This window comes from Alteromonas sp. KUL17, from assembly GCF_006538305.1.
Taxonomy (GTDB): domain Bacteria; phylum Pseudomonadota; class Gammaproteobacteria; order Enterobacterales; family Alteromonadaceae; genus Alteromonas; species Alteromonas macleodii.
Genome location: NZ_BJKJ01000004.1, coordinates 293,408 through 317,005 on the forward strand (window position 1 = coordinate 293,408; position 23,598 = coordinate 317,005).

The 23,598-nt window shown below is 44.6% G+C and carries 25 protein-coding genes, 2 pseudogenes and 1 other annotated feature; of the genes and pseudogenes, 17 read left to right on the plus strand and 10 right to left on the minus strand.

Features of this window, described 5'->3' with window-relative positions:
• Positions 1–92: 92 nt before the first annotated feature.
• From KUL49_RS05965 to KUL49_RS05975, 3 genes are all read right to left on the minus strand, one after another.
• The gene (locus tag KUL49_RS05965) at positions 93–386 is read right to left on the minus strand and encodes a hypothetical protein (protein WP_014950008.1); all 294 of its coding nucleotides are present in this window, start codon (positions 384–386) and stop codon (positions 93–95) included.
• Between the two features lie 128 nt (positions 387–514).
• Complete coding sequence (gene tsaB / locus KUL49_RS05970) at positions 515–1,231, minus strand: tRNA (adenosine(37)-N6)-threonylcarbamoyltransferase complex dimerization subunit type 1 TsaB (RefSeq protein ID WP_131136645.1); 717 nt, start codon at positions 1,229–1,231, stop codon at positions 515–517.
• A gap of 78 nt (positions 1,232–1,309) precedes the next feature.
• The gene (locus KUL49_RS05975) at positions 1,310–3,229 is read right to left on the minus strand and encodes an ATP-dependent DNA helicase (protein ID WP_131136646.1); all 1,920 of its coding nucleotides are present in this window, start codon (positions 3,227–3,229) and stop codon (positions 1,310–1,312) included.
• 310 nt (positions 3,230–3,539) lie between these two features.
• Here KUL49_RS05975 and KUL49_RS05980 point away from each other — a divergent pair, with 310 nt between their 5' ends.
• Entirely contained in the window at positions 3,540–3,779 is a 240-nt protein-coding gene (locus tag KUL49_RS05980) for a hypothetical protein (protein ID WP_039236345.1), read from the plus strand.
• A gap of 157 nt (positions 3,780–3,936) precedes the next feature.
• On the opposite strand, the gene KUL49_RS05985 is transcribed toward KUL49_RS05980, so the two are convergent.
• Positions 3,937–4,269 (minus strand): hypothetical protein, encoded by a 333-nt coding sequence (locus KUL49_RS05985; RefSeq protein ID WP_131136647.1) that lies wholly within the window; start codon positions 4,267–4,269, stop codon positions 3,937–3,939.
• A 102-nt stretch (positions 4,270–4,371) separates the two neighbouring features.
• Positions 4,372–5,292: a cation diffusion facilitator family transporter gene (locus KUL49_RS05990; protein WP_131136648.1), complete on the minus strand. Its 921-nt coding sequence runs from the start codon at positions 5,290–5,292 to the stop codon at positions 4,372–4,374.
• 161 nt (positions 5,293–5,453) lie between these two features.
• Here KUL49_RS05990 and KUL49_RS05995 point away from each other — a divergent pair, with 161 nt between their 5' ends.
• From KUL49_RS05995 to KUL49_RS06005, 3 genes are all read left to right on the plus strand, one after another.
• The gene (locus tag KUL49_RS05995; RefSeq protein WP_131136649.1) at positions 5,454–6,509 is read left to right on the plus strand and encodes an aromatic ring-hydroxylating dioxygenase subunit alpha; all 1,056 of its coding nucleotides are present in this window, start codon (positions 5,454–5,456) and stop codon (positions 6,507–6,509) included.
• A gap of 47 nt (positions 6,510–6,556) precedes the next feature.
• Positions 6,557–6,955: a GFA family protein gene (locus KUL49_RS06000; protein WP_131136650.1), complete on the plus strand. Its 399-nt coding sequence runs from the start codon at positions 6,557–6,559 to the stop codon at positions 6,953–6,955.
• A gap of 320 nt (positions 6,956–7,275) precedes the next feature.
• The gene (locus KUL49_RS06005) at positions 7,276–7,971 is read left to right on the plus strand and encodes a calcium-binding protein (RefSeq protein WP_131136651.1); all 696 of its coding nucleotides are present in this window, start codon (positions 7,276–7,278) and stop codon (positions 7,969–7,971) included.
• Between the two features lie 50 nt (positions 7,972–8,021).
• Here the strand turns inward: KUL49_RS06005 and KUL49_RS06010 are convergent, their stop codons facing one another.
• The 3 genes and pseudogenes from KUL49_RS06010 to KUL49_RS06020 all read right to left on the minus strand — a co-directional run bounded on the left by KUL49_RS06010 (position 8,022) and on the right by KUL49_RS06020 (position 10,652).
• Positions 8,022–8,240, minus strand: coding sequence for a hypothetical protein (locus tag KUL49_RS06010; RefSeq protein WP_014976939.1), 219 nt, complete (start codon positions 8,238–8,240; stop codon positions 8,022–8,024).
• An 85-nt stretch (positions 8,241–8,325) separates the two neighbouring features.
• Positions 8,326–9,629 (minus strand): annotated as a pseudogene (locus KUL49_RS06015) (alpha-amylase family glycosyl hydrolase).
• A 114-nt stretch (positions 9,630–9,743) separates the two neighbouring features.
• Positions 9,744–10,652, minus strand: coding sequence for a sulfite exporter TauE/SafE family protein (locus tag KUL49_RS06020; protein ID WP_014976941.1), 909 nt, complete (start codon positions 10,650–10,652; stop codon positions 9,744–9,746).
• Between the two features lie 153 nt (positions 10,653–10,805).
• Between KUL49_RS06020 and KUL49_RS06025 the strand changes: the two genes are divergently transcribed.
• The 4 genes from KUL49_RS06025 (at position 10,806) to KUL49_RS06040 (ending at position 13,721) form a co-directional block, all read left to right on the plus strand.
• The gene (locus tag KUL49_RS06025) at positions 10,806–11,288 is read left to right on the plus strand and encodes a DUF2244 domain-containing protein (RefSeq protein WP_014950020.1); all 483 of its coding nucleotides are present in this window, start codon (positions 10,806–10,808) and stop codon (positions 11,286–11,288) included.
• Positions 11,289–11,404: 116 nt separating this feature from the next.
• The gene (locus KUL49_RS06030) at positions 11,405–11,674 is read left to right on the plus strand and encodes a DUF6482 family protein (protein WP_257721543.1); all 270 of its coding nucleotides are present in this window, start codon (positions 11,405–11,407) and stop codon (positions 11,672–11,674) included.
• 180 nt (positions 11,675–11,854) lie between these two features.
• Positions 11,855–12,427 carry a YSC84-related protein gene (locus tag KUL49_RS06035; protein WP_131136652.1) on the plus strand — a complete coding sequence of 191 codons (573 nt, stop codon included), beginning with the start codon at positions 11,855–11,857 and terminating at the stop codon, positions 12,425–12,427.
• 304 nt (positions 12,428–12,731) lie between these two features.
• The gene (locus KUL49_RS06040) at positions 12,732–13,721 is read left to right on the plus strand and encodes a hypothetical protein (protein ID WP_242633737.1); all 990 of its coding nucleotides are present in this window, start codon (positions 12,732–12,734) and stop codon (positions 13,719–13,721) included.
• 78 nt (positions 13,722–13,799) lie between these two features.
• On the opposite strand, the gene KUL49_RS06045 is transcribed toward KUL49_RS06040, so the two are convergent.
• Entirely contained in the window at positions 13,800–14,840 is a 1,041-nt protein-coding gene (locus KUL49_RS06045) for an MBL fold metallo-hydrolase (protein WP_131136653.1), read from the minus strand.
• Positions 14,841–15,002: 162 nt separating this feature from the next.
• Here KUL49_RS06045 and KUL49_RS06050 point away from each other — a divergent pair.
• Positions 15,003–15,775 (plus strand): annotated as a pseudogene (locus tag KUL49_RS06050) (ParA family protein).
• A gap of 15 nt (positions 15,776–15,790) precedes the next feature.
• Here KUL49_RS06050 and KUL49_RS06055 read toward each other — a convergent pair.
• A complete protein-coding gene (locus KUL49_RS06055; protein WP_014950026.1) occupies positions 15,791–16,030 on the minus strand; it encodes a hypothetical protein in 240 nt (79 codons plus the stop codon).
• A 230-nt stretch (positions 16,031–16,260) separates the two neighbouring features.
• Positions 16,261–16,377, plus strand: a sequence feature (His leader region).
• 50 nt (positions 16,378–16,427) lie between these two features.
• Between KUL49_RS06055 and hisG the strand changes: the two genes are divergently transcribed.
• The 8 genes from hisG to hisIE are packed head-to-tail and all read left to right on the plus strand — an operon-like array spanning position 16,428 to position 23,568.
• Positions 16,428–17,330, plus strand: coding sequence for an ATP phosphoribosyltransferase (hisG, locus tag KUL49_RS06060; RefSeq protein WP_014950027.1), 903 nt, complete (start codon positions 16,428–16,430; stop codon positions 17,328–17,330).
• 13 nt (positions 17,331–17,343) lie between these two features.
• The gene (gene hisD / locus KUL49_RS06065) at positions 17,344–18,648 is read left to right on the plus strand and encodes a histidinol dehydrogenase (protein ID WP_131136654.1); all 1,305 of its coding nucleotides are present in this window, start codon (positions 17,344–17,346) and stop codon (positions 18,646–18,648) included.
• Entirely contained in the window at positions 18,648–19,727 is a 1,080-nt protein-coding gene (gene hisC / locus KUL49_RS06070) for a histidinol-phosphate transaminase (protein WP_131136655.1), read from the plus strand. The genes hisD and hisC overlap by 1 nt, the downstream gene beginning before the upstream one ends.
• Positions 19,724–20,794 carry a bifunctional histidinol-phosphatase/imidazoleglycerol-phosphate dehydratase HisB gene (gene hisB, locus KUL49_RS06075; protein ID WP_131136656.1) on the plus strand — a complete coding sequence of 357 codons (1,071 nt, stop codon included), beginning with the start codon at positions 19,724–19,726 and terminating at the stop codon, positions 20,792–20,794. Before hisC ends, hisB begins: the two co-directional genes overlap by 4 nt.
• Positions 20,794–21,423: an imidazole glycerol phosphate synthase subunit HisH gene (gene hisH / locus KUL49_RS06080; RefSeq protein ID WP_131136657.1), complete on the plus strand. Its 630-nt coding sequence runs from the start codon at positions 20,794–20,796 to the stop codon at positions 21,421–21,423. Before hisB ends, hisH begins: the two co-directional genes overlap by 1 nt.
• A complete protein-coding gene (gene hisA, locus KUL49_RS06085; protein ID WP_131136658.1) occupies positions 21,423–22,160 on the plus strand; it encodes a 1-(5-phosphoribosyl)-5-[(5-phosphoribosylamino)methylideneamino]imidazole-4-carboxamide isomerase in 738 nt (245 codons plus the stop codon). The genes hisH and hisA overlap by 1 nt, the downstream gene beginning before the upstream one ends.
• Entirely contained in the window at positions 22,142–22,954 is an 813-nt protein-coding gene (gene hisF / locus KUL49_RS06090; protein ID WP_131136659.1) for an imidazole glycerol phosphate synthase subunit HisF, read from the plus strand. The genes hisA and hisF overlap by 19 nt, the downstream gene beginning before the upstream one ends.
• Positions 22,951–23,568: a bifunctional phosphoribosyl-AMP cyclohydrolase/phosphoribosyl-ATP diphosphatase HisIE gene (gene hisIE, locus KUL49_RS06095; RefSeq protein ID WP_014979742.1), complete on the plus strand. Its 618-nt coding sequence runs from the start codon at positions 22,951–22,953 to the stop codon at positions 23,566–23,568. The genes hisF and hisIE overlap by 4 nt, the downstream gene beginning before the upstream one ends.
• The last annotated feature ends 30 nt before the right edge of the window (positions 23,569–23,598 follow it).

The following is a 23,598-nucleotide window of genomic DNA, read 5'->3' on the forward strand; positions in this document are numbered from 1 at the left end:
TATGTACGGTAGGCTTTTGTTCAAAATACACAGCTGGTTTTAATAATTTGTTAAATTTATCTACTGTGTGAATTATGGTATTTGGAATTGAACTACGCGTAGATGTCCACGCCGAACATAGATTGAATAGACTCTCGTTGCTGCTGCTTTTCAAAGCTTGTGTATGACGCTATGGCATTTTGAGAATACGTGTTGCCATCTTCACGAATGAATTGTTGGTACGCTTTGGCGTTATCCGTTCCCTGTTCGTCGGGCGCAACAACAATCGCCCTAGCAGACGATTCGCTTTGCCCTTTACTTTGCTGTTCAGGGTCTTTGTTAATTTTAGCGACACGGCCTTGCGAAGGTTCGGAAGACGGTACGGCGAAATTATTATTGATAATCATACAGAGTTAACTGAGGCAAGAATCATACCATTGGGAAGCGAGCTTTAACCTTTAGACTCGCTCCTCTTTTCCCGTTGCTCGATTTATTTATTGTTAGTAATGGGGGCCCAATATTTGGCAGCGTGTCGTTACTCTCTACCGGGTAATTTTTTCCACGTAACTTTATCGCGCAGATATACAGGTTCTACATTCACAGCGTCAGATACTTCGCCTTTACTATGTGCATCTATTGCAAGTTTAAGCATGTATTGCGCGTTTGGAAGTGTGATGTCAGACGCTACCTCACCACATACTTCAGACTTCCAGTTATCAAGCTCCTCGTAGGCAGACCAGCCGGTGCCAGCTGCAATTACAGTCGCGCCGTTTTCTTCTCTAAGTACTTTTAGCTGTTCAATAGCCAATTCGGGCGGACAAACTTGCTCTTCAATGCAAAGTACAAGCCCATTTTGCGACTGAGAGTAAACCGCGAAGTACACTTCACCCATACGCGCATCAGACGCGACGGCAATCAATGCATCTTTATGCTGAGTTTTAGACGCTACTTCAAACGCCATAGCTTCAAGCGTACTCACGCCCGCTACTTTTAAGCCTGTCCCTAACGCTAAACCTTGAATCATTCCCGTCGCTATGCGAACACCGGTAAAGCTGCCTGGGCCTCGACCAAAAGCCAGTAAATCTAGGTCGCCCAGCGAAACCTTTGCTTCTTTTAACACCTCATCGACCATGGGAAGAAGTCGCTGACTATGCTGCTGAGGGCATATCTCGAAACGCGTTATGACGGTGTCTTTGAATTGAAGCGCAACCGAACAAGCTTCGGTTGCGGTATCTATAGCTAAAATGTTCATGTTTATCTCTTATTTCATATAAGCTGAAAACGGGGCTAATGGCGTAATACACGCTTACCGCTTTTTCAGTGCTTTAACTTAGGCTTCATCAATGCCGGCTAAAAATTTTTCCACTTCGTCCAAGCTTCTTGTTCTTTTCATATCTGGGAAGCTTCCGACGAAGGTTTTGGCGTAAGGCTTCGTCACTAATCGATTGTCACATATAACCAGCACGCCTTTATCTGAAGGATCTCGGATGAGTCTTCCCGCGCCCTGCTTTAACGTAATAACAGCTTGGGGAATTTGAATAACACCAAACGGGTTTGCTCCACGTTTTTTTACATCTTCCATACGGGCTTGAAGCAGCGGGTCATCAGGTGACGCAAAGGGCAGCTTATCAATCATCACGCAAACCAAATCGTTGCCGCGCACGTCTACTCCTTCCCAAAACGCGCCTGTGCCCATTAATACCGCTTTTTCATCTGCCAGGTACGCATCCAGCAATGCTTGCTTGGTGGTAGTCCCTTGCACCAGTAGCGGATTATCTATCTCATCTTCTAGCTTCTGCGCAATTTCTCGAAGCATAGCGTGACTAGTAAACAACAAGAAACATCTCCCGCGACTTGCTTTGATTAGCCGTTTGGCTGTTTCTAGCAAAGTTTCGCGCATAGCGTAGCTGTTTGGTTCAGGTAAATATCGGGGCACGCAAAGCATGGCCTGTTCAGGGTAGTTAAACGGGCTATCCAACCCTAATGTTTCAGCGTCTTCTAAGCCCATGCGGCGCTGAAAGTGATCAAAACCGCCGTTTACCATTAAGGTTGCCGAGGTAAAAATCCACCCGCGCGGCGGCGATGATACGAATCGTCTGAATTTAGCGGCAATTGATAAGGGCGTTAAATGCATAATGAGGTGGCGCTGAGTAGTTTCATACCACAAACTTACATTTTCTTGCTTATTGTCGCTTAACGCATCTAACTGCTCTCTTGCAGCCACAACACGTTCGTACATGTTGTCTAAATCTTTATCGCGGCCAATATGGAGTTTACACACTTCATGCAGTACACCTAGCGCTTCGGCCAGCTTGCCCACCTGCATGCGCACCTCGTCACGGTCTAACGCCTCTGCCCAGTTGCCGCGTTCAGCCGTATCCGGGAACAATAGCCGTAAATCAGAGGCAATCATCCTGCATTTGTCAGCCGCTTTATCTAGCTGCCCAGCATCTTTTAGCACTGTTCTGAACAACAGCGTGATATCTTTCGCAATATCGTGAATTTGTCTTGTCGAAAGTGACTCGCCAAAATAATCGCTGGCAATATCGGGAATTTGATGAGCCTCATCAAAAATAATCGCATCAGCTTCTGGGATAAGCTCGCCAAACCCTGTGTCTTTCAGTGCCATATCAGCGAAGAAAAGGTGGTGGTTTACCACAATAATATCAGCATCCAGCGCCTTTCTGCGCGCTTTTACCAAGTAGCAATCTTCATAATCTGGGCAATCGCGGCCCAAGCAGTTATCCACTGTAGAGGTAACCAGCGGTAAAACACGGGCATCTTCGGGAAGGGTTTTAAGCTCCCCCATATCACCTGTTTTCGTAGTACTAGACCAACGTTTCACTTCTGAAAGCTGACCCAATACCTCTTTTTCAACCAGCGTAGAGTTGCCGCTGTGCTGCGCTACACGGTGTAGACAAAGATAGTTTGAACGGCCTTTTAACAGTGCAGTTTTTCGCTTGCTGCCTAAAGCCTTTTTTACCAGCGGTAAGTCGCGGTGAAATAGCTGCTCTTGTAAGTTTTTAGTCCCTGTAGAAACAATGGCTTTTCCGTCGCTCAACAATGCCGGAGCGAGATAAGCGAAAGTCTTTCCCGTTCCTGTACCGGCCTCTACTATTAAACTACCTGTGGTATCAATAGCGCGCTTAACCGCCTTTGCCATTTCAGTTTGAGCTTCGCGAGGTACAAACCCCTTGATAGCACCTGCGAGGAGGCCATCTGAAGAGAATACGTTATTTATTGTGGGCATGGTTTCAGCGCTGTCGTTACTTTTCTACTTTAGGCCGCGCATTATGCCAAAAAGCCTTTAAAATGCCCATCAAAGGTTTACACTTTAGCGTGAGCCTAGCCCACTCTCTTAAATCCTGAACTACCCAGATATCAAAAAAACTTCTCACCTTAACTATTCGCTTCCTGACACTTTAAGAGTCAAAAAAATTGTTAAATTTTTGATGAAAAGAATTTGTCTTCTAGAACAAAAAATTAGCTTTTTAATCTCAACACTTAGGCGCAATATCCAGCTCGTAAATGTTTATACTCAACTATTAAACGAGGTAATTATGAAAGGTTTACGCTTTATAGGTTTAGGCTTAGTAGGTTTAAGCGCAATGGCGTTCTCTGTAATTGCAGCTGCGTCAGAAGAAGCACCTGCAGAGCTGGTAGCGGAATTAACCCAGTTCTGTAAAGAAATCGCTGAAGAAGAAGGTACAAAAGGCAAGTCGGAAGACGTATTTGTATTAGAGTGCGTAAATGATGAGCTAGAAGCTGAAGGTTACCAGAAACTGAAATCTTTAAACTGATCTATTAAGGTGAGTTACTGATTCACTTTAACTGAATGAATGATAAAGCCTCGCCAGAAATGGCGGGGCTTTTTTGTGCTCTGCATTTGAAGTGCCTTTTCGAGTTCCCTCGCATTGTATATAGCAATGCATGCAACGGTGGCTTTAGTTGAAAGCATCAGCGTTCAAAAAATGCATCAACCAAATCGGCGAGCGACTCCTCTAGCTCTTCTTCGAAAGCATCGATATCAATACCAAAGCTATCCATATATTTAGCCGCATTGTCACGGGAAAGTACGACATTTTTTATCTGGAATTCAAGCTCGGGCAGTGTCTTGTCGTAGCGGGGCTTAATGGTCCATCGCAAACAATGACCATGGTTGTCTTTTAGCCTTTTTTTGGCAAATACACAAAACTCCTCAACGTAGTCAGCCCCTTGCGGCCCAAGACATCCCGGTTCTATGCGGTACATTACCAACAGCTTTTTATATAGCGGAAGTCGCGTTTCCATCACATCTTCAATTAGCTTAAAGAGTTGATAATCGGAAAGTTTGGAGGATTTTGCCAGCCAAGTAAGGGGAGAATGCGAGAAATTTCACACTCCCCCGTATCATTACTCTGCAAGTTCAGGATCTTTTATGAACAAGATATCCATGATGATTGCAGGATCCCACTCGCGCATTTCTGCTTCGCATTTCAGTCGAATTTCGTCTAACTCACTGATCGTTGCAATCGAGAATGCGTCATCCACGATAATGTGGACTAACAGATAGACATCCCTACCCCGCTTACTAATTCGCACTTCCACATGTTCGTATGGGACGTCAGCCAACGTTTTTTTGAATTTTTTCTCGATTACCGCCGAGATAGCTTCAGGCGGCGCTTTGTTAATTACTTCATTAAGGCTTTCACGCAAAATCTTAAAAGGCACCGGCAACATTGCCGAGCCAAGAATAATCAATAAAACAGGATCAACGTACGGCGACAGCGTTCTATATTCCGTCAACTCTAACGCGTAGGCCAAAATAAAAGCGAACAAGATGGATGCACTTAGCACGCCGTCTATCATCCAAGTGTGAGAATCCACTTTTACTAAATCGGACAGTAAATGCTTACCTTTTACTCGCATGTACAGAGAGATACTAAAACAGCCAACCGTTGCCACAGCACCGTAGACCATACCAATACCATACTCAGCTGCGTGCCCACCTGCTAATAAACTCTGAACAGAGCTCGCGACGGCATACACACACGTGGCAATGATGATAAGCGACTTAAACATGTTTAGCGTAGGTTCAATTGCCGTGTAACCAAAGTGAAACCGGTCATCGTCAGGACGTTGAACCAAATTGGCCACTTTAAGCGTTAGCATTGACATAACAAAAGCGATTAACGAGTACGCGGCATCAAATAAAATAGCGCCTGAGCTCGTTAAAATGGCAAAACCAAGCGCAATAATGACAAATGCGCCGGCAATATAAAAAGAAAGCGTTAATAGACGCTTTTCTTCAAGGTGATGGAAGCCAATGTCCATGAAAATCACTTCGAAATTAAGGTGCGCGGATTCTACTCCGATATTTTTAAAAAAATAGTGCTTTAAATAAAATATTGCTATTTTTATAAGCAATTCAGTGATACATAGCGCCTATATTATTTCGACTCAACGCACTGCGTTTTTAGCACCCGTTTTAAACTATGAAAATCGTTACCCATCCTTCTATAAAAAGTTACTTTGATGCTGATGAAAGCCGGCAGGAAGTCGAGCAGGCATTCTCTCGAGGGCTTGCTTATGCGGGCCATTCCCTAATGGTGCCAGAGAAGTTTAGCTATCAAGTACTGCCTCACTTTAACGACCGTTATGCGTTGTTTAATCAAGGTGAGAATTATGAACTTATATCCAATGTTTGCTTACATCGACAAGCTCAACTTCTTGAAGGGCAAGGCCGGGCACGCAGCATAGTTTGTAAACTCCACTGCTGGGGCTATGACAATACAGGCCAGCTTAAAGGTGCACCCCACTTTAAGGATGCCCTTAGCGGTCAGTTGAAAAAGGAATCACTGTCAGTGTGGAACGGTCTTCTATTTCGAGGGCGCTCTCCTAATATGGACTTATCTGCCCTTGGGCTTGAGGACTATCTCGACTTTACCGATTACTTTTACGCCGGTTCTGAAACCACGGAATATCAATTTAACTGGAAGACATTCATCGAAATCTATCTAGAGAACTATCACGTGTACTCCATGCACCCTGGGCTTCGCCAGTTTGTTAAACCCGATGATTTAGAATGGTCGTTTGGCGATGATTTTTCAGTTCAAAAAGTGGGGCTAGGCGACCAGCTTACCAAGCGCACAACTCCGCGTTACAGAGAGTTCCAAGACGCATTATTGGCACGATTCGGGCAAACACTTCCTCGCTTTGGCGCAATATGGTGCTTTTTGTACCCTAATATTATGATTGAGTGGTACCCAGATATTATTGTCGTCAGCACGATTTATCCCAAGGGTGCCGGCGCATGTGTAAACCACGTTGAATTTTATTATCCCGAAGCACTTTATAAGGATATGCCAGACTACTTTGCAGCGGAAAAAGCGGCCTATATGGAAACAGCCGTAGAAGATGAAGAAGCCTGCCTATTGCTAGAAAAAGGTCGACGAGCACTTTATTTATCAGGCGAAGAAGAACACGGTCCCATAGAACCGTTTTTAGAAGCGGGCGTGGCGCATTTTTACGATTGGCTTGCTAAACAGTAGCAGTCTTAGTGCTTTAAATAGTGGTATTTCACAAAAAAGGAGTTTTGATGAACAATTACAAAGGGTCTTGTTTGTGCGGGTCGGTAACTTTTAAAATCGAGGGTGATTTTGACAGTTTTTATCTGTGCCACTGCAAACATTGTCAAAAGGATACAGGTTCGGCCTTCGCAGCCAACCTGTTTTCAAGTTCGGCTATAATAACTTGGGCATCGGGTGTTGACGCTGTAGTCAACTTCACGCTCGAGAACACGCGTCATAGCAAAAGTTTCTGTAAAATCTGTGGTTCAGCCCTTCCGTGTACTCAACTCGGTGACATTCTAGCCGTACCCGCTGGGTGTCTGGATACGAAACTACTGATTAAACCTACTGCACATATCTTCGGCGTAAGCAAAGCTGCGTGGGAAGTAAGCTTAGAAGCCATTACAAAATTCGAACGGTTACCGTAACAAACATTGAGTACTCATTCGAAACCTAATGGCTTTAAACTAAACAAAATTCACTGCTTGAATAACGGCAGGTCGATTGTTGCTCGCATTCACAACATTCTCCGCTTAACGCGTTCCATTTTTGTCAAAAATAGCGAGTAACTTTTTCAGAAAATTCTATAGATCTCACAATTCCGCCTGTCGTCACCCAACCTTTCAAAAAACATAAACCAATGATCTAAAAAAATTTTATTGAAATGGCATATGCTGTGAATAACTCCATGTGAATACTCTCCTCCGTTTTTAAGCAGTATGGAGGCCGAAAAACCAAGGAGTTAGATATGAAAAAATTAACAATTGCTACACTAATCAGCGCCGCACTTTCTACTGCCGCGTTTGCCGGCAATGGTATCGAAAAAATAGACACCACATTTGCCGATTTGGATAACGATGACAACGGCTATATTTCACGAGAAGAAGCTGACGACGATGAGATTTATGCGCACTTTTCCAAAATTGATACCAATTCAGACATGCAGCTTTCAATTAAAGAGTTCAATGCTCATGTAACGAAGCACCCTCAACATTTCGATGACGACGTGCTTGCAACGGTAAAATCGATGAAAGAGAGTATGGGTACAGAAGGTACAATGGAAACGGAAGTTAAAGTTGATACTGATGTCGATGAAGTGGTTGCCGCGACGAAAGACAAAAGGCTGACTCACGAGCTAAGAGCTAAGACTGAGTTGAAGGCTAACGGAAACTTAGAAAAGACAAACGTTGACAACGTCGCTGAAGATACTGTTGTTCATGATAATACGGTTATCGCAGATGAAGCGGTCATTGCGCGCAGTAAATTTGAGATGATGGACGCTAACAGCGACGGTAAGCTTACTAAAGCTGAAGCCTCGCGAAGTGGTGTAACACGTGATTTTGATAATATTGACGCAAATGACGATGAATTAATTACGCGTACGGAATTTAAGCGTTATCAGAGTAAGTCTGAAAGTAACTCAAGTGATAGTTCTGAAGAGTAATAACTAAGTTGTACTAGCTCAGATTAGATCTGAGCTAGATTCTTTAGCATCTAACTTTCGGGTGTTGACTTAATCACTTCCTCGATTTCACTGTTACCACTCAAGCGTGCGAGATCGATAAGATAACCTTTTTCTAGCTTATCCAAAGTGTGTCCTTCAAGTCGCGCTTTTACCTCTTCAACATCACCATTGGCAATAGAAGTTTTAAGCGCTGCATGATTATTTAACGAGCGGTCTTCTGTTTTTTCAGCTGAATCATTCGCAGTCATAGTTCATCCTTAATTTTCACTTAGTAAAAAAACATTAGTGCTTTTTACCTTTTGTAGTTAAAGATGACACTAAACGATCACACCGTTATGCCACCCATATCTCGAACTGCCAAGGCGTGAGTTTACACACTGAATCAGCTCCGAAGATTTTCTTTTCGTCCCGCTCCCAGTGCGCATACTCACCTTCAAGCAATGGTTCTTCAAACGTTACATCAAGCTGCTCATTTGAAAAATTAATCACAACGAATACTTTTTCATTTTCATTACAACGTACAAAACTAAAACCTTATCCATCTTAGAGTTTGGCACCTGTATCATTCTTGCCCCGTACTCTCCGTTCCCTAGCACAGCTTTGGACTTTTTAAGAGCAATTAGCTTGCGGTACAAGTTGCCTATTTCATGTTTTTGCCAGTGTATTGGATCGCGCTCAAAGAACGCTAAACGCTTGGTTTCCCCAGCTTCTTGTCCGTTGTGAATGAGCGGCATACCTTCACCTACCACAGACAACGCAATGCAGGCTTCAAGCGCATCACCAAATTGTTCGCGCTGAGTGCCATCCCAGGCATTTTTGTCATGATTACTAACGAAAGTCATTCTGTAAGCGGAGTGAGGCCAGCTGCGTTCGTTCCACGAATAATACTTGCGCAACCTATCCAGCGAACATTGTCCGTGTGCGAGTTCGTGTAGCGTCTCGTTCCAACTCCATGCGTATGTCATATTGAACGCATTTTCGTGAAGATCTCGATTCTCCCATTCAGCCAACATGAAGACTGGTCTGATTGCGCTTAGCGTTTGCACTGCTTGCTGCCAAAAATCGTTGGGGACATACCCCGCTACATCACAGCGAAACCCATCAATGTCGAACTTTTCAACCCAATAACACAACGCGTTAATCATGTATTTGCGAAGGCCAACCTGTTCATAATCAAACTCTATGATATCGCTCCAATCCCACCACGGAGATGGACGAAAATCTCCTTTGTAGTCTTTGGCGTACCACTCGGGGTGCTGTTCAACCAAAGGATTATCCCACGCACTGTGATTTGGCACCCAGTCTATGATGACTTTTAGCGAAAGCTTGTGCGCTTCATCCACCAGCGCTTTGAAATCTTCTTCGCTACCAAATTCTGAGTTTATGGCCAGATAGTCTTTTACCGCATAGGGGCTACCAAGCTCCCCTTTCCTGTTTTTTTCCCCAATAGGATGTACAGGCATTAGCCAAACAATATCCGCGCCGAGTGACTTAATATGAGCTAACCCTTTTCTCACTCCTTCAAAATTACCTTGCTCTGAAAACTGTCGAGTGTTGACCTGATAAATAACAGCGTGAGATGACCATTCTGGCTGAAGCACGTTATATCGTTTCTTAGGAACAGGATTGATATCCATATTATCTTTCCTTATCGAGATTAGCGTTTAGAAAAAGAATCTGGTTCTGCGTCGCGTTACTTTTAGGCTTTAAACTGAGGTGAGCTAAGCTGTTAACTGCCGCAAGCTCGTGGCTTAAAGAATAGGTAAACTTGTAACACCTAAAATTAGTACCCAAATACCGAAAAAAAGTTTTAGACGCTGAACCGAAAATGCTAAAACAACAAACTTTGCAATCGTTCCACCGACTATTGCACCTGCCCCAGCAAACAAAACAACCTGCCATACCACAGACTCGCTTATAAAAGCGTGATATGGCAATGCAGACCACACAGTAAAAGCCGACAAGATAACCGCGCTGGCAATAGACAAAGTTACATTAAACCCTCGAATTATGAGGTAAACAGCGACTAACTCTCCTACCCCTACCGAAAGCCACGCGGTGATAATGCCGCCTAAAAAACCAATGAAAGGTAAAAGCAAAAGATCTTTCGTATGTAAGTCTTTTTTGAAATGGGTACGCTTCATTAGCGGAATAGAAGCAAATATTGCGATTGCTAATAGAATAGAAAAACTACCAAAAGCGATATGAAGGTTATTGGCCCCCCCCCACAAATGCTCTAGAAGCCGTGTACTTTGAGAAGAATACTGAGCGAATCCTATGCCGCATATTGACGAGGGAACCGTTAACATCAGTACACTGGGTAATGCCTTCCAATACTGATCATACTTGTGTTGGTGTTTATAATACGCGGCCCAAGTTAGTGCCCCCGCGGTCATACCACAGCATTGGATGGCGAAACTCGTTGCCACAACGCTTTGCGCAGAAAATGACAGGTAGTTAAAAAACGGAACGAAAACCACGCCACCGCCAGCTCCAGTGGCGTTCGCAAATATAGCACCAATAACGCCAAGAACGCTGAAAAGCCCGAACTCTTTAACAAGCTCAATAGGGGCTGGTTGCGCTAGCAAACTGCCGATCCATAAAAATAAAAGTACTATCAACGCTGTTTTACCAGCGTTTTGCTTGATGAGAGAAATCACATACGTCCTTAAGGCAGAAAATACGGCAAGTTACACGGCATGACTTTTCTAAGCACGCAGCCAACTAGCACCTGTACAATTTTCAAACTATTGTTATCCCACTACGTATAAGGTTTTACTTACACAGATATCATATACAGCATTTTAAAAAACATGGTTGAAGTATCTACATTTGAGCACCAGGTGCAACTGCATCTTTCGCCAAACCGCTCAGCAACATGGCAACAGACAAAGCACCTTATTGCAGCTTTTGCCCTTTTTATCAGCTCGATAGCTATTGCTTGGTCACTGGCCGGTGCGTGGGTCATATTACCTTTTGCAGGATTGGAGGTCGGGTTACTGGCACTGATTATGTATTTGGTTTCTAAAGCAACATACCGCTGGGAGACGCTCTTAATTTCATCAAACAGCATTCAAGTCACTAGCTCGAACGGTATCAGCATAGAATTCTTCCGCCCTGATACGTCCTTGTACTATAAAAAAGACTTGAGCTTAAAATGTGCGCCACAGCTTGTGCTACAAGCCCCTCTGCAGCAATTTGAAGTGGGATCATTTTTAAATTTAGAAGACAAAGAGCGTGTTCATGAATGTATGCAAAAGGCGGGGATCGCAGTATGTTCGAATAAGTGGTGGTAATTCGTGTTGCTTTGAAATGCAACCAATGCGTAAGGCTCCTTATCGTGCATGACACAAAATTAATGATCATTGTGGCTATTTTCGACTAATTAGATATAAGACGCAGCGATAACGAGTTGCGACCTAATGAGGGTTACACTATGAACTTATACATTGAGTCACTAGAAGGCGGCAATTACCTCGCATCAACCGGTATGGGCGCCTCACGCACCTTGGTTCGCGACAACAAGTCACAACCTAAAACGTTTCACTGTTTGAACGAGATTAGGGAGCATTTTGACTCTCAAGCCTTTGAGAAAGTTTGGCTCCGTCAAAGCACACCGTATGAAGAAATGGTTGGTCAAACCGATCATCCCGGTGCGTTAGAGCTTGAAATTGAGTGGTAGCGACTTGCAGGTGTCCTAGCAAGTAAGAACAATAGTTTTCAATGTTCCATGCACCACTTAGCACGTTTTTTGCGTACAACTAATGTGACGTAAATTAAAACGGTATTTTATTGAATTAGAAACAGTAAGAATGGTCTTCTTCTGTAGTTAATAAAATACCTACATGCTAAGGAGAATTGCATGAAAATAAGTAAGTTAGCTATTAAATCTGTGTTTGTGGCTGCCGTGTTAGCCTTGACGGCGTGCGCTTCGATGGGCGACGGAACTGTTGCTGAAAAGCGACAAGCTATTTTAGATATGCAAGATAACGCGCTTGCCCGCCTTTATTCTGAAAAGCCCGATACGCGCTCTCAGGTAAAAGACGCTGCCGGCTACGCCGTATTTACCAATGCTAACATCAACGTATTCTTTGTGGCGGCGGGCACAGGCTACGGTGTTGTAAACAATAATGTAACCAGCGCAAAAACCTATATGAATATGGCCGAAGGTGGCGTAGGCCTTGGCTTAGGCGCAAAAGATTACCGAATTGTTATGGTTTTCCACACACAAAAAGCGATGAATCACTTTATTGAAAATGGATGGACTGTAGGTGGTAACGCGGATGTAGCAGCGAAAGCCGGTAACAAAGGCGCATCTGCAGAAGGCGAAGGCTACTTGGGTAACGTCACAGTGTATACTATGACTGAAAGCGGCCTTACATTACAGGCAACTGTTAAAGGCACGAAATTTTGGGTAGATAAAGAACTAAACTAATTCTGCCCTAACTATTCCTAACCATATTAGCGATTAGCGCTCCAACACACCGAAGGCCTCTTGAATGCTAGAGGCCTTTTTATTTTTTCTGCACAACTGCCAGCTACCGCTCTAAATCTTTAGGCTGTCTGAATCACAGTAATAAACAGTGTCGTGTTCCCCATAGCTTCTCTTACCACCGCCGTGTATACGAAAGTCTAAATTTAGGGGGAAACCCTCATAACTGAATTGAACACTCGTGACTACGCTTTACTTGTAAAAGGCTCGCTTAGCAGCACGCTAAGCCATAAATGAGGGTTTCATCATGCAACCACACAACAACAAAGTGATAAGAGCAGTAGTAAGAACGATATTAACGAGCGCATTGTTCGCTTCGGCGACGGTAGGCTTTTCAACTAACGCGGCAATAATAGGCAGCAGTTATGGGAATGCAGTCCATGTCGATCTTTCCATTACAAGTAATATAGGAGGTATGGTCTCTGCAATCGCTAACTCAACTATCAACTTAGCTCATACCAGCGGTAGTGCTCCTGAAAATTATTCTCAGATTGACACTATCATTGGCGCAAGCGCAGATGCTTCGGGTACGTTGGGCAGCCCCATCGACGTTACAGAGTTTGATGGCGCGCTATCCACCGCCATTATTGAAGGTGAATCTCAATCGTCTTTAACGAGTGTTGTTCCGGCAAGCTTTTTTACGTCAGGCCGCGGAACCATAAACGACCTTAATCTTGACTTATTTTCAGACTTACTTGGAATAAGTGGCTTTTTAACGCTAAGTGCTGATGTACTTTCCACAGTCTCGCAAATTGACGGAAACGCCACGACCGGCTCAAACGTGAATCTATCTACAGCAGGTTCATCAGACATCGTGGATGTGGAAGTGAATCTTTGGGGAAATACCGTAACGGCTACTGCACTTGAAAATCAGTCTCTCTTTGCGGGTTTGAATATCGCTGACTTTGGCTTGGGAATATTTGTTAATGAAGTCGAAAAGTCGTGTTCCAACACCTCTTGCACAGAATCACGCAACGCGGTTAGAGTATCTTTCGATGATTTCTCACTAAATGCATTTTACGATGCACTATTCCCTGCTGGCGGGCCGTTAACCGGGCCTGTCTTTAACTTGACTAACAACCCGATTGTCAACGGCGAGATCATTTTAGCTAGCTCGTTTGCTACAACCTCTTCTTCAACTGAGGTAAGTGCACCCTCTACGTTTGCAATCTTTATTTTCGCAGTAGGTTTATTGAGTGCAAGAAGATTTAATAAACACAAAATGCTACAGAAATAACGTTTGAAAATCTCAAGGTAAAAGGAGCAAGTCTACGGTTTCTCTCTTTTTTGCCTTGAGATTCTTATCGCTCACATTTTACTGAGCACGGTTTTCCTCAATCTGCATCCACTGTGCTCTTGTACAATTCTCGAGAAGCTCAAATGCTTCAACAACCACATCTTCTCCTTGTATAAATGGATGTGCCTGATTATCTTTCCTATCCGTTAATGCCTTAAGCTTATCTCTTGTTCCGTCTCTTCCAGGGTGATTTGACAAAAATACATCAATATTTTGTTCTTTCACCAACGCTTTCATTGCATTGGCCGAGTTTGTATAAGACTTTATTCTTGCGACATCCGGACCATAATTGAGCCCTGTCCCGCCCCATAATACAGCGCGATGCCGTTCATCTCCATCGATCACAGGGAGAACGATAGTAAGCGTACCCGGTGTATGTCCAGGCGTTACATAAAACGCTAACTCAGTGCCATTTACGTTGAGTACATCCCCATCTTCAATCAGTAAATCTTTTTCAGGTTTTGCTCCCCAGCGATAGCTTGCAAACGCGTCGTTTTCCAACACGTGCCACTCAATTTCACTCATCACAATACGTGGACTATAAACTGATTTAATCAGCCCAAAACCTCCGTAATGATCGCCGTGTCCATGAGATATGATTAGATGGGAAATCGGCTTATCTCCCAACCCGAGTGCCGAAAGTCCGTTAAGGATATAATGTTGAGCTTGTTGGTTATTGTTTAGTGCGTCTACTAAAACTATACTTTCGCCCGTATCAATTGCCCAACTTGCTACGTTGCCAGCGCCGACATAATAAAGGTTATCGAAGACCTGTTGAGGTGGAATTTGACGACGGACTTTAGCATTTCCTTTTACTTCGCTATCACCCTTATTGCGCTTGGATCTCTCACGCTGGTTATCGTTAATAATGAACATATCCCGCGGCTCCTGACTAATATCGCAAAGACTCGCCAATCCAGGAAAATGCTTAGCACTTTTCAGTCCTTTATTCGCGTAATATTGCGCAGTGTATACATCGGCTGAGTAAGTATTATTGGACATCCAAACCGCCAGAAGCATTATTGCAAGCCGCCATACAGACTTTTTTATATTAACCATAACGTTTTCCATTTTAGGTGTATAAAACCACGTTGTTTTGCGGTGTTGATTTTTTCACTGTTTGGGACAACTGTATTCAGTTTGCATTAAACCACAAACAATATTTTGCATAAGGACTTTTAATTGGGCATATTTTAAACACAACTGACAAAGGGATTTCTTATGATAATCGTGGTGTTTAATCAAAAAGGCGGCGTAGGCAAATCGACCATTAGCACCAATTTAGCTGCGCAAAGCGCTAAGCTGGGTCATAAGACCTTATTGGTAGATTAGACGCTCAGGGAAATAGTACTCACTACGTGGGATTTAACGCCAGTGAACAAAGCCTTACCGTAGCCGATATGTTCAAACAAGTAGTTGGCATTTTCAGAACAGCCAAGAAGCCTAACGCGTTCGTGCATGCAACGCCTTATGAAAACCTCTTCGTTATGCCTTCTTCTCCTGCGTTGGCAGAAGTCGAGCGAGAGCTCGAATCACGATACAAAATTTTTAAACTTAAAGACGCGTTAAAGGAGTTAAAAGACGAATTCGACAACATTTTTATCGACACGCCTCCTAATTTTAATTTTTATTCTAAAGCGGCACTTATTGCTGCTGATGGCTTTTGCGTCCCCTTTGATTGCGACGACTTCTCGGCACAGGCGATTGAGCGTTTACTTGAAAATGCGATGGAACTAAAAGAAGACCACAACCCTGAACTGCGTTTGTTGGGTATTGTTGTTAATCAATTCAATAGCCAAGCAAAGCTTCCAAGAGAGTTAATTGAGACACTTAAGCAGCAAGATTTGCCAGTGTTAGAAAGTTATATAAGTGCCACGGTAAAAGTGAAAGAGTCTCACTCTAAGCGAATGCCGCTGCCTTTCTACTTACCTAAGCACAAAGTGACGAATCAAATTGCGGCTTTATTTGAAGAACTCAATGTGAGCAAAACCTAACGCTAACAAGTTTCGCTAAACATCAATATCAATATGCTTAAGCCCACCCTCGCTGTTACCTCGCTCTTTATCTTTCGAGTTTTCAGCTGATTTTTCGATAATCTCAGTTCGCTTCACGTCTTGAAACTGATCGCGCTCTTCTTCACTGAAATGCTCGGACTTTTTGGTCTTTTGCACTTTCTTCACGCGGTCGTCCGTCTCAATCGGCACTTTTGTGTTGCGAGGCAAAATGGGAAACAGTAGATCATTGCTCATACGCCCTCCAGAAGTTTGCATTTGTCTCTATAACTTATCGGCAACGAGTTGCCTAAAATTACGGTTCAAAACTAATTCATAACGAATTGTTTTATTATATACACATTAAATTAGAGTTAATGTGCCAAAAGAGTTCACTTTAACCTTGCAAATCCTAATTCAAAACGCTAATGTTTCAGCCGTTCGAAATTAGGAATTAAAATTTTCAAAATGATTAACTGCGCGACGAAACATCACCATCACCACAAAGCATAACCTTTCAGGTTCGTGCTGGAAGGTCTATGTATCCTTCCAGTGGCGCAGATAGAAAATTCTCGACCCTCGGAAGGAAACTTCCGGGGGTTTTTCGTTTTAGGCGCAATCAAAAGTTAAAACACAACGTGTAAGGAACGTTTCAATGAGTAACAGCAAAAGACTTCGAATTGCCGTACAGAAATCAGGTCGATTGAGCGATGACAGCATTGCCCTACTGAAAGCTATAGGCATTAAACTCAATATTCGTGATCGCCTGCTGATTGCGCATTCTACGAACCAGCCTATTGATTTGCTTCGCGTGCGTGACGACGATATTCCAGGTCTTGTTATGGATGGTGTAGTAGACCTAGGCTTTATTGGCGAAAATGAGCTAGAAGAGAAAATGCTAGAGCGTAAAGCTGCGGGCAAGCCATTCGAATATGAAGTGTTGCGTCGTCTAGACTACGGCGGCTGCCGCCTGTCTATTGCGGTACCTAATGAGATGGATTATCAAGGAATCCAGTCGCTAGAAGGCAAAAAAGTAGCAACAACTTACCCCTACCTACTTGAGCGCTACTTCAAAGAACAGGGCATAAATGCAAAGGCTGTAATGCTACAAGGTTCTGTGGAAGTGGCCCCACGAGCAGGTGTAGCTGACGCTATCTGTGACCTTGTATCTACCGGTGCAACCCTTGAAGCTAACGGTCTTGTTGAAAAAGACGTTATTTTCCGCAGTAAAGCGGTACTTATTAAGCGCGCTGATGGCGAGCTTAGCGACGAGAAAGAAACACTGGTTAACCGACTAATGCCACGTGTTGATGGCGTATTACTAGCAAAAGAAAGCAAGTACATCATGCTACACGCACCAAAAGCGTATTTAGAGCAGGTGAAAAGCCTACTTCCAGGTGCTGAAAATCCTACGGTTCTACCACTTGCTGGAAATGAAGAACAAGTTGCTATCCACGTTGTTTCTACAGAGACCTTGTTCTGGGAAACCATGGAGAAACTTAAAGCCCTTGGTTGTAGCTCTATTCTTGTAATGCCAATCGAAAAAATGATGGGCTAAAAGGCAGGCAATTATGATTACTTGGTCATCTCTTTCAGCAAATGAGAAAAAACAGGCGCTAGCCCGCCCGGCTATGGCCAATAGCCAACAGTTAAAGCAAACGGTGGGCGACATTATCGCCCGCGTTGAATCAGAAGGTGACGCGGCAGTACTTGATTACACGCGTAAATTTGACTGCCCGGACCTTACTAACCTTGTACTTTCACAAGAAAACATTGATGCTCTTGCTGCGAAGGTAACGCCAGAGGTAGCAAGTGCTATCGATACTGCGTTCAACAACATAAAAATGTTTCACGAAGCGCAAATGCCTAGTGATATCGCGCTAACCACAACGCCTGGTGTTAAATGCGAGCTGCGCTTCACCGCCCTTGACGCAGTAGGCCTTTATATTCCAGGCGGCAGCGCGCCGCTTCCTTCTACCGTATTGATGCTAGGCGTACCTGCATTGGTGGCGGGCTGCGAAAATAAGCTACTTTGTACTCCACCAAACAAAGAACAGCTTATCGCGCCTGAAATTGCGTATGCGGCCAGAAAATGCGGCATCGACAAGATCTTCTTGTGTGGTGGTGCCCAAGCAATCGCCGCTATGGCCTTGGGAACAGACAGCGTTCCTCAAGTAGATAAGATTTTTGGCCCGGGTAACAGCTTTGTGACTGAAGCTAAACAGCAAGTAAGCCAACGTGCTGATGGTGCAGCTATTGATATGCCGGCCGGCCCATCAGAAGTGTTGGTACTTGCTGATGAGTTCGCAAACCCTGAGTTTGTAGCGGCCGACCTGCTTTCCCAAGCCGAGCACGGTCCAGACTCGCAGGCTATTTTGGTGTCTAACAGCGCTACACTTATTGAAGAAGCAAAAGCCGCGGTTGAACGTCAATTAGCAACCCTATCTCGCGCTGAGATTGCACGCCCTGCTATGGAAAATGCGCGTTATATTTTGGCTGAATCCATTGAGCAAGCCATTGAAGCAAGTAACGCCTACGCCGCTGAGCACTTAATTGTACAAATAGAGAATGCCCGTGATTATTTGCCAAAAATTAAATACGCAGGCTCTATATTCCTAGGCCCGTGGTCACCAGAATCTGCAGGTGATTACGCGTCGGGCACTAACCACGTACTGCCAACCTATGGCTATGCTAAGAATTACTCTAGCCTTGGATTATTAGACTTTATGCGTCGCTACACTATTCAAGAGCTAAGCGCAGACGGCATGCGTAATTTAGGCCCTGCGATTATGGCACTTGCAGCTGCCGAGGGCTTAGATGCACACGAACAGGCCGTTGCACTTCGTATGCAGGCACTTAAGCAAGGAGACGCCTAATGTCGGCACTTATCGATAACCTAATTAACGAAAATTTAGTGCCGCTAAAACCCTACGAGTCGGCACGTCGTTTGTTTTCCGGTGGTCAAGATTGGCTGAATGCTAACGAGTCACCTTATGCTAATGAATATAGCGTTGATAGCAGTAACTTTAACCGCTATCCATCGTGTCAGCCTGAAGCGGTAGTCAGTGGTTACGCAAACTATGCTGGGCTAGATAAATCACAGCTTATTGTTACCCGCGGCGCAGACGAAGGCATTGAGTTACTTATTCGCACCTTCTGCACGCCGGGTAAAGACAACATTCTAATATGCCCGCCCACCTACGGTATGTATGCTATCAGTGCTGAAACCTGTGATGTGGGCATTAAGAAAGTGCCGTTAAACGACGATTTCAGCTTGAATGTAAATGCCGTTTGCGCTGAAGATGACGTTAACGTGATTTTTATCTGTGCGCCAAATAATCCAACCGGTACGCCGGTCGCTCGCGAAGACATTAAAACCGTGCTTAATCACTTTGCCGATAAAGCACTCGTTGTCGTTGATGAAGCGTACATTGAGTTCGATGCTGACAATACGTGGGCAAATGAAATTAACAATTACCCGAACTTAGTAGTACTTCGTACGCTGTCTAAAGCGTTCGCACTGGCTGGGCTTCGCTGTGGTTTTACACTTGCTCAGGCACCGGTGATTCAAGCTCTGCTTAAAGTGATAGCGCCCTATCCTATTCCAGAGCCAGTAGCGCAGATTGCTGCACAAGCATTGTCGGCTGAATCGCTAACGTTACTTGAGCTTCAGGTGGCTACTATTAACCGGGAAAAAGAGGCCCTAGCCGAAGCGCTGGAATCTATCGAAGGCTTTGAATTAGTGGGTGATAGACGAGCAAACTTTATCTTATTCCGCTACGCAAAAGCGCAAGCCCTAATGCAGTACTTGGTAAGCCAAGGCATGCTTATTCGCGATCAATCAAAACAGCTTAACTTACAAAACTGTTTACGCGTAAGCATAGGCACTGAAGAGCAAAACCAGCGTTTAATGCAGCTAATTAACGAATTTAAAAATAATGAGGACGCGGCATGAGTCAGCAAGCCATTTTATTTATTGACCGCGACGGTACACTCGTAGAAGAGCCGCCAGTAGATAAGCAATTAGATAGTTTAGAGAAGCTTGTTTTCGAGCCAAACGTTATTCCTGTGCTACTTAAGCTTAAAGCGGCAGGCTTTAAGTTGGTAATGGTGAGTAACCAAGACGGCTTGGGTACAGACAGTTTCCCGCAAGAAAACTTCGATAAGCCACACAATGCCATGATGGCCATTTTTGAGAGCCAAGGCGTGGTATTTGACGACGTGCTTATTTGCCCGCACTTTGACGAAGATAACTGCACATGCCGCAAGCCAAAACTTGGCTTAGTTCAAGAATACCTACAGCAAGGCAAGGTGGATTTCACTCGTTCGTTTGTCATTGGCGACAGAATTACTGACGTTCAGCTTGCCGAGAACATGGGTATTCGCGGCTTTCAGTACAACCGTGAAAGCTTAAACTGGAATGATATTCAGAAAAGCTTGTTAGCGTCTTCACGAATTGCAGAGGTGGTACGTACCACCTCTGAAACCGACATTCGTGTTCGCGTTGATCTTGATTCACAGGCAAAATCGACAATCCAAACCGGTATGGGCTTTTTTGACCATATGCTTGACCAAATTGCGACCCACGGTGGCTTCGAGTTAAACCTGACTACCGATGGCGACTTACACATTGATGATCACCACAGTGTAGAAGATACGGCCCTTGCCCTTGGTGAAGCGCTTAAAAAGGCACTAGGCGACAAACGCGGTATTGGTCGTTTTGGTTTCGCGTTGCCAATGGATGAATGTCGTGCGGAATGTATCATGGACATTTCCAACCGTCCGCACCTTAAGTTTGACGCTGAATTTAGCCGCGACCAGGTAGGTGAAATGGCCACTGAAATGGTACCGCATTTCTTCTACTCGCTTGCACAAAGCATGGGGCTATCGCTGCATCTTTCCACCAGCGAAGGTAATGCCCACCATCAAGTAGAAAGCCTGTTTAAAGTATTTGGCCGTGCGCTTCGTCAAGCTATTACGCGCCAGGGTGATGCACTACCAAGCAGTAAAGGAGCACTGTAATGTCAGTGGTAAACCCCAGCCAGCGACAAAAAATAGTCATAGTAAATACCGGCTGCGCTAATATTTCTTCAGTGCGCTTTGCCCTTGAACGCTTAGGCGTTGAAGTAGACGTATCGGACGATATAAGCGTGATAAAGAGTGCTGACAAAGTGTTTTTACCCGGCGTAGGTACCGCCGCGGCAGCCATGGCAAGCATTAATCAAAAAGCGTTAGTGGAAACCCTGCAGTCGCTTACCCAACCTGTACTAGGCGTATGTTTAGGCATGCAGCTTATGGTGGAGACCAGTGCCGAAGGCGGTTTTCAAGGTACAGGCAACATCGATTGTTTGAACCTTATGCCAGGTCACGTGGCGCGCATGGAATCGAAAGGCGTGCGCCTGCCTCACATGGGGTGGAACACCGTCTCTCATAACAACGAAAGTTTGTTTAAAGGCATCCCGCAAGATACCTACTTTTACTTTGTTCATAGCTTTGCTGTGCCTGAGTACGAACACACACTTGCAAGTTGTACTTATGGCAATGCGTTTTCAGCAGCTATAAATAAAGACAATTTTTACGGGGTGCAATTTCACCCAGAACGTTCTGGCGAAGCCGGAGCCCAACTACTGACTAACTTTGTGAACCTATAATGATTATTCCAGCGATTGATCTTATTGACGGACGCGTAGTGCGCCTTTATCAAGGCGACTACGAGCAAAAAACCCAATACGAACTGGACCCAGTAGACGTGGTTCACGACTATGCCGACCAAGGTGCAACTTGGCTACACATTGTTGACCTAACAGGTGCTAAAGACACCACTAAGCGACAACTTTCGCTTATCAAATCCATGGTCGACACTAAGCGCATGCAGTTTCAAGCAGGCGGCGGTATCCGTAGCGAAGAAGAAGTGGCGCAATTACTAGAAACGGGCGTAAGCCGCGTAGTGATTGGTTCTTTGGCTGTAAAACAGCCCGAGCTTGTAAAGTCTTGGGTAGAAAAATACGGCCCAGAGCACATCGTATTGGCTCTTGATATTAATATTAGCGAAAGCGGTGAAAAGCTTATTGCCACCCACGGTTGGCAAGAGAATTCTGGCGTAGCCCTTGAAGGCTTGCTTGAAGACTTCGCTTCTGTTGGTGCAAAGCATGTACTGTGTACCGACATTAGCCGTGACGGCACGCTACAAGGCGCGAACACTGAGCTGTATCAAGAAATGGCAGCCCGTTTCCCACACGTTAGCTGGCAAGCGTCTGGCGGTATTGGCAGCATCGCTGATATCGAAGCGCTAAAACCCACAAACGTTGGCGGCGTTATTCTTGGGCGCGCACTACTTGAAGGTAAGTTTACGGTGAAGGAGGCTATTGCATGCTGGCAAAGCGCATAATTCCCTGTTTGGATGTACGCGACGGCAAAGTCGTTAAAGGCGTTCAGTTTAGAAATCATGAAATTATTGGTGATATTGTGCCTCTTGCCGAGCAATACGCAAAAGCGGGGGCCGACGAGTTGGTATTTTACGATATCACAGCAAGTTCTGATGCCCGCGTGGTAGACAAAAGCTGGGTAAGCCGTATTGCACAGGTTATTGATATCCCTTTTTGTGTTGCTGGCGGCATTAAGAGTATTGAAGACGCTGGGCGCATTTTGGAAATGGGTGCGGATAAGATTTCGATTAACTCCCCTGCCCTTAATAACCCCGAGCTTATTAATCAGCTTCATGATGTGTACGGACAACAGTGCGTAGTAATTGGTATCGACAGTTACTATAACGAAGCAACCGACCAATACGAAGTATACAAGTTCACCGGTGATGAAGCTCGTACGCAGAAAAGCCAGTGGCAAACTATCGACTGGATTAAAGAAGTGCAGTCACGCGGTGCGGGTGAAATTGTACTGAACTGCATGAACCAAGACGGCGTGCGCAAAGGCTATGATGTGAAGCAGCTGAAAGCCGTGCGCGATGTATGTGAAGTGCCGCTAATTGCATCGGGTGGCGCAGGCGAAATTGCCCACTTTACTGATGTGTTCCAACAAGCTGATGTAGATGGCGCACTTGCAGCATCGGTATTTCACAAGGGCATCATCAATATTGATGAGCTAAAAGCAGAATTAACCAGCAATGGCGTTGCCATGCGTAAGCGTCACGGTTTAACGGCGCAAGCAGAAGGAGTAAACCCGTGATCATTACTAATGAAAACAGCAATAAACTAGCTTGGGACAAAATGGATAACCTGCTACCTGCCATAGTGCAAGACGCACTATCAGGCAAAGTATTAATGCAAGGCTACATGGACCAAGATGCGCTAGCGAAAACCCTTGAAACAGGTAAAGTGACTTTTTTCAGCCGCTCAAAACAGCGCCTTTGGACCAAGGGTGAAACGTCTGGTAACACGCTAGATTTAGTGAGCGTTGCTTGTGACTGCGACCAAGATTCGCTGTTGGTACTAGCCAACCCTAACGGCCCGACATGCCACACTGGTGTTGAAAGCTGTTGGTTCGACGGCAACACTCCAGCCTTTACTTTTCTTGCAGATTTAGAGCGTGTATTGGCGGCCCGTAAAAATGCAGACCCAAAAAGCAGCTATACAGCAAGCCTTTACAATAAAGGCATCAAGCGCATAGCGCAAAAAGTAGGCGAAGAAGGTGTAGAAACCGCATTGGCGGCTACTGTACACGACAAAGAAGAGCTTAAAAACGAAGCCGCTGATTTGTTGTATCACCTCACTGTACTGCTTCAGGCAAGCGATATGTCCCTTAACGATGCACTTAACGTGCTGCGTGAGCGCCATAAGTAATCAGCGCACGTACTAATATATTAAAGTACT

Coding starts and splice junctions, on each gene's coding strand:
- KUL49_RS05965 (WP_014950008.1), bottom strand. CDS start 386: ATGATTATCAATAATAATTTCGCCGTACCGTCTTCCGAACCTTCGCAA.
- tsaB (WP_131136645.1), bottom strand. CDS start 1,231: ATGAACATTTTAGCTATAGATACCGCAACCGAAGCTTGTTCGGTTGCG.
- KUL49_RS05975 (WP_131136646.1), bottom strand. CDS start 3,229: ATGCCCACAATAAATAACGTATTCTCTTCAGATGGCCTCCTCGCAGGT.
- KUL49_RS05980 (WP_039236345.1), top strand. CDS start 3,540: ATGAAAGGTTTACGCTTTATAGGTTTAGGCTTAGTAGGTTTAAGCGCA.
- KUL49_RS05985 (WP_131136647.1), bottom strand. CDS start 4,269: ATGGAAACGCGACTTCCGCTATATAAAAAGCTGTTGGTAATGTACCGC.
- KUL49_RS05990 (WP_131136648.1), bottom strand. CDS start 5,292: ATGGACATTGGCTTCCATCACCTTGAAGAAAAGCGTCTATTAACGCTT.
- KUL49_RS05995 (WP_131136649.1), top strand. CDS start 5,454: ATGAAAATCGTTACCCATCCTTCTATAAAAAGTTACTTTGATGCTGAT.
- KUL49_RS06000 (WP_131136650.1), top strand. CDS start 6,557: ATGAACAATTACAAAGGGTCTTGTTTGTGCGGGTCGGTAACTTTTAAA.
- KUL49_RS06005 (WP_131136651.1), top strand. CDS start 7,276: ATGAAAAAATTAACAATTGCTACACTAATCAGCGCCGCACTTTCTACT.
- KUL49_RS06010 (WP_014976939.1), bottom strand. CDS start 8,240: ATGACTGCGAATGATTCAGCTGAAAAAACAGAAGACCGCTCGTTAAAT.
- KUL49_RS06025 (WP_014950020.1), top strand. CDS start 10,806: ATGGTTGAAGTATCTACATTTGAGCACCAGGTGCAACTGCATCTTTCG.
- KUL49_RS06035 (WP_131136652.1), top strand. CDS start 11,855: ATGAAAATAAGTAAGTTAGCTATTAAATCTGTGTTTGTGGCTGCCGTG.
- KUL49_RS06040 (WP_242633737.1), top strand. CDS start 12,732: ATGCAACCACACAACAACAAAGTGATAAGAGCAGTAGTAAGAACGATA.
- KUL49_RS06045 (WP_131136653.1), bottom strand. CDS start 14,840: ATGGTTAATATAAAAAAGTCTGTATGGCGGCTTGCAATAATGCTTCTG.
- KUL49_RS06055 (WP_014950026.1), bottom strand. CDS start 16,030: ATGAGCAATGATCTACTGTTTCCCATTTTGCCTCGCAACACAAAAGTG.
- hisG (WP_014950027.1), top strand. CDS start 16,428: ATGAGTAACAGCAAAAGACTTCGAATTGCCGTACAGAAATCAGGTCGA.
- hisD (WP_131136654.1), top strand. CDS start 17,344: ATGATTACTTGGTCATCTCTTTCAGCAAATGAGAAAAAACAGGCGCTA.
- hisC (WP_131136655.1), top strand. CDS start 18,648: ATGTCGGCACTTATCGATAACCTAATTAACGAAAATTTAGTGCCGCTA.
- hisB (WP_131136656.1), top strand. CDS start 19,724: ATGAGTCAGCAAGCCATTTTATTTATTGACCGCGACGGTACACTCGTA.
- hisH (WP_131136657.1), top strand. CDS start 20,794: ATGTCAGTGGTAAACCCCAGCCAGCGACAAAAAATAGTCATAGTAAAT.
- hisA (WP_131136658.1), top strand. CDS start 21,423: ATGATTATTCCAGCGATTGATCTTATTGACGGACGCGTAGTGCGCCTT.
- hisF (WP_131136659.1), top strand. CDS start 22,142: ATGCTGGCAAAGCGCATAATTCCCTGTTTGGATGTACGCGACGGCAAA.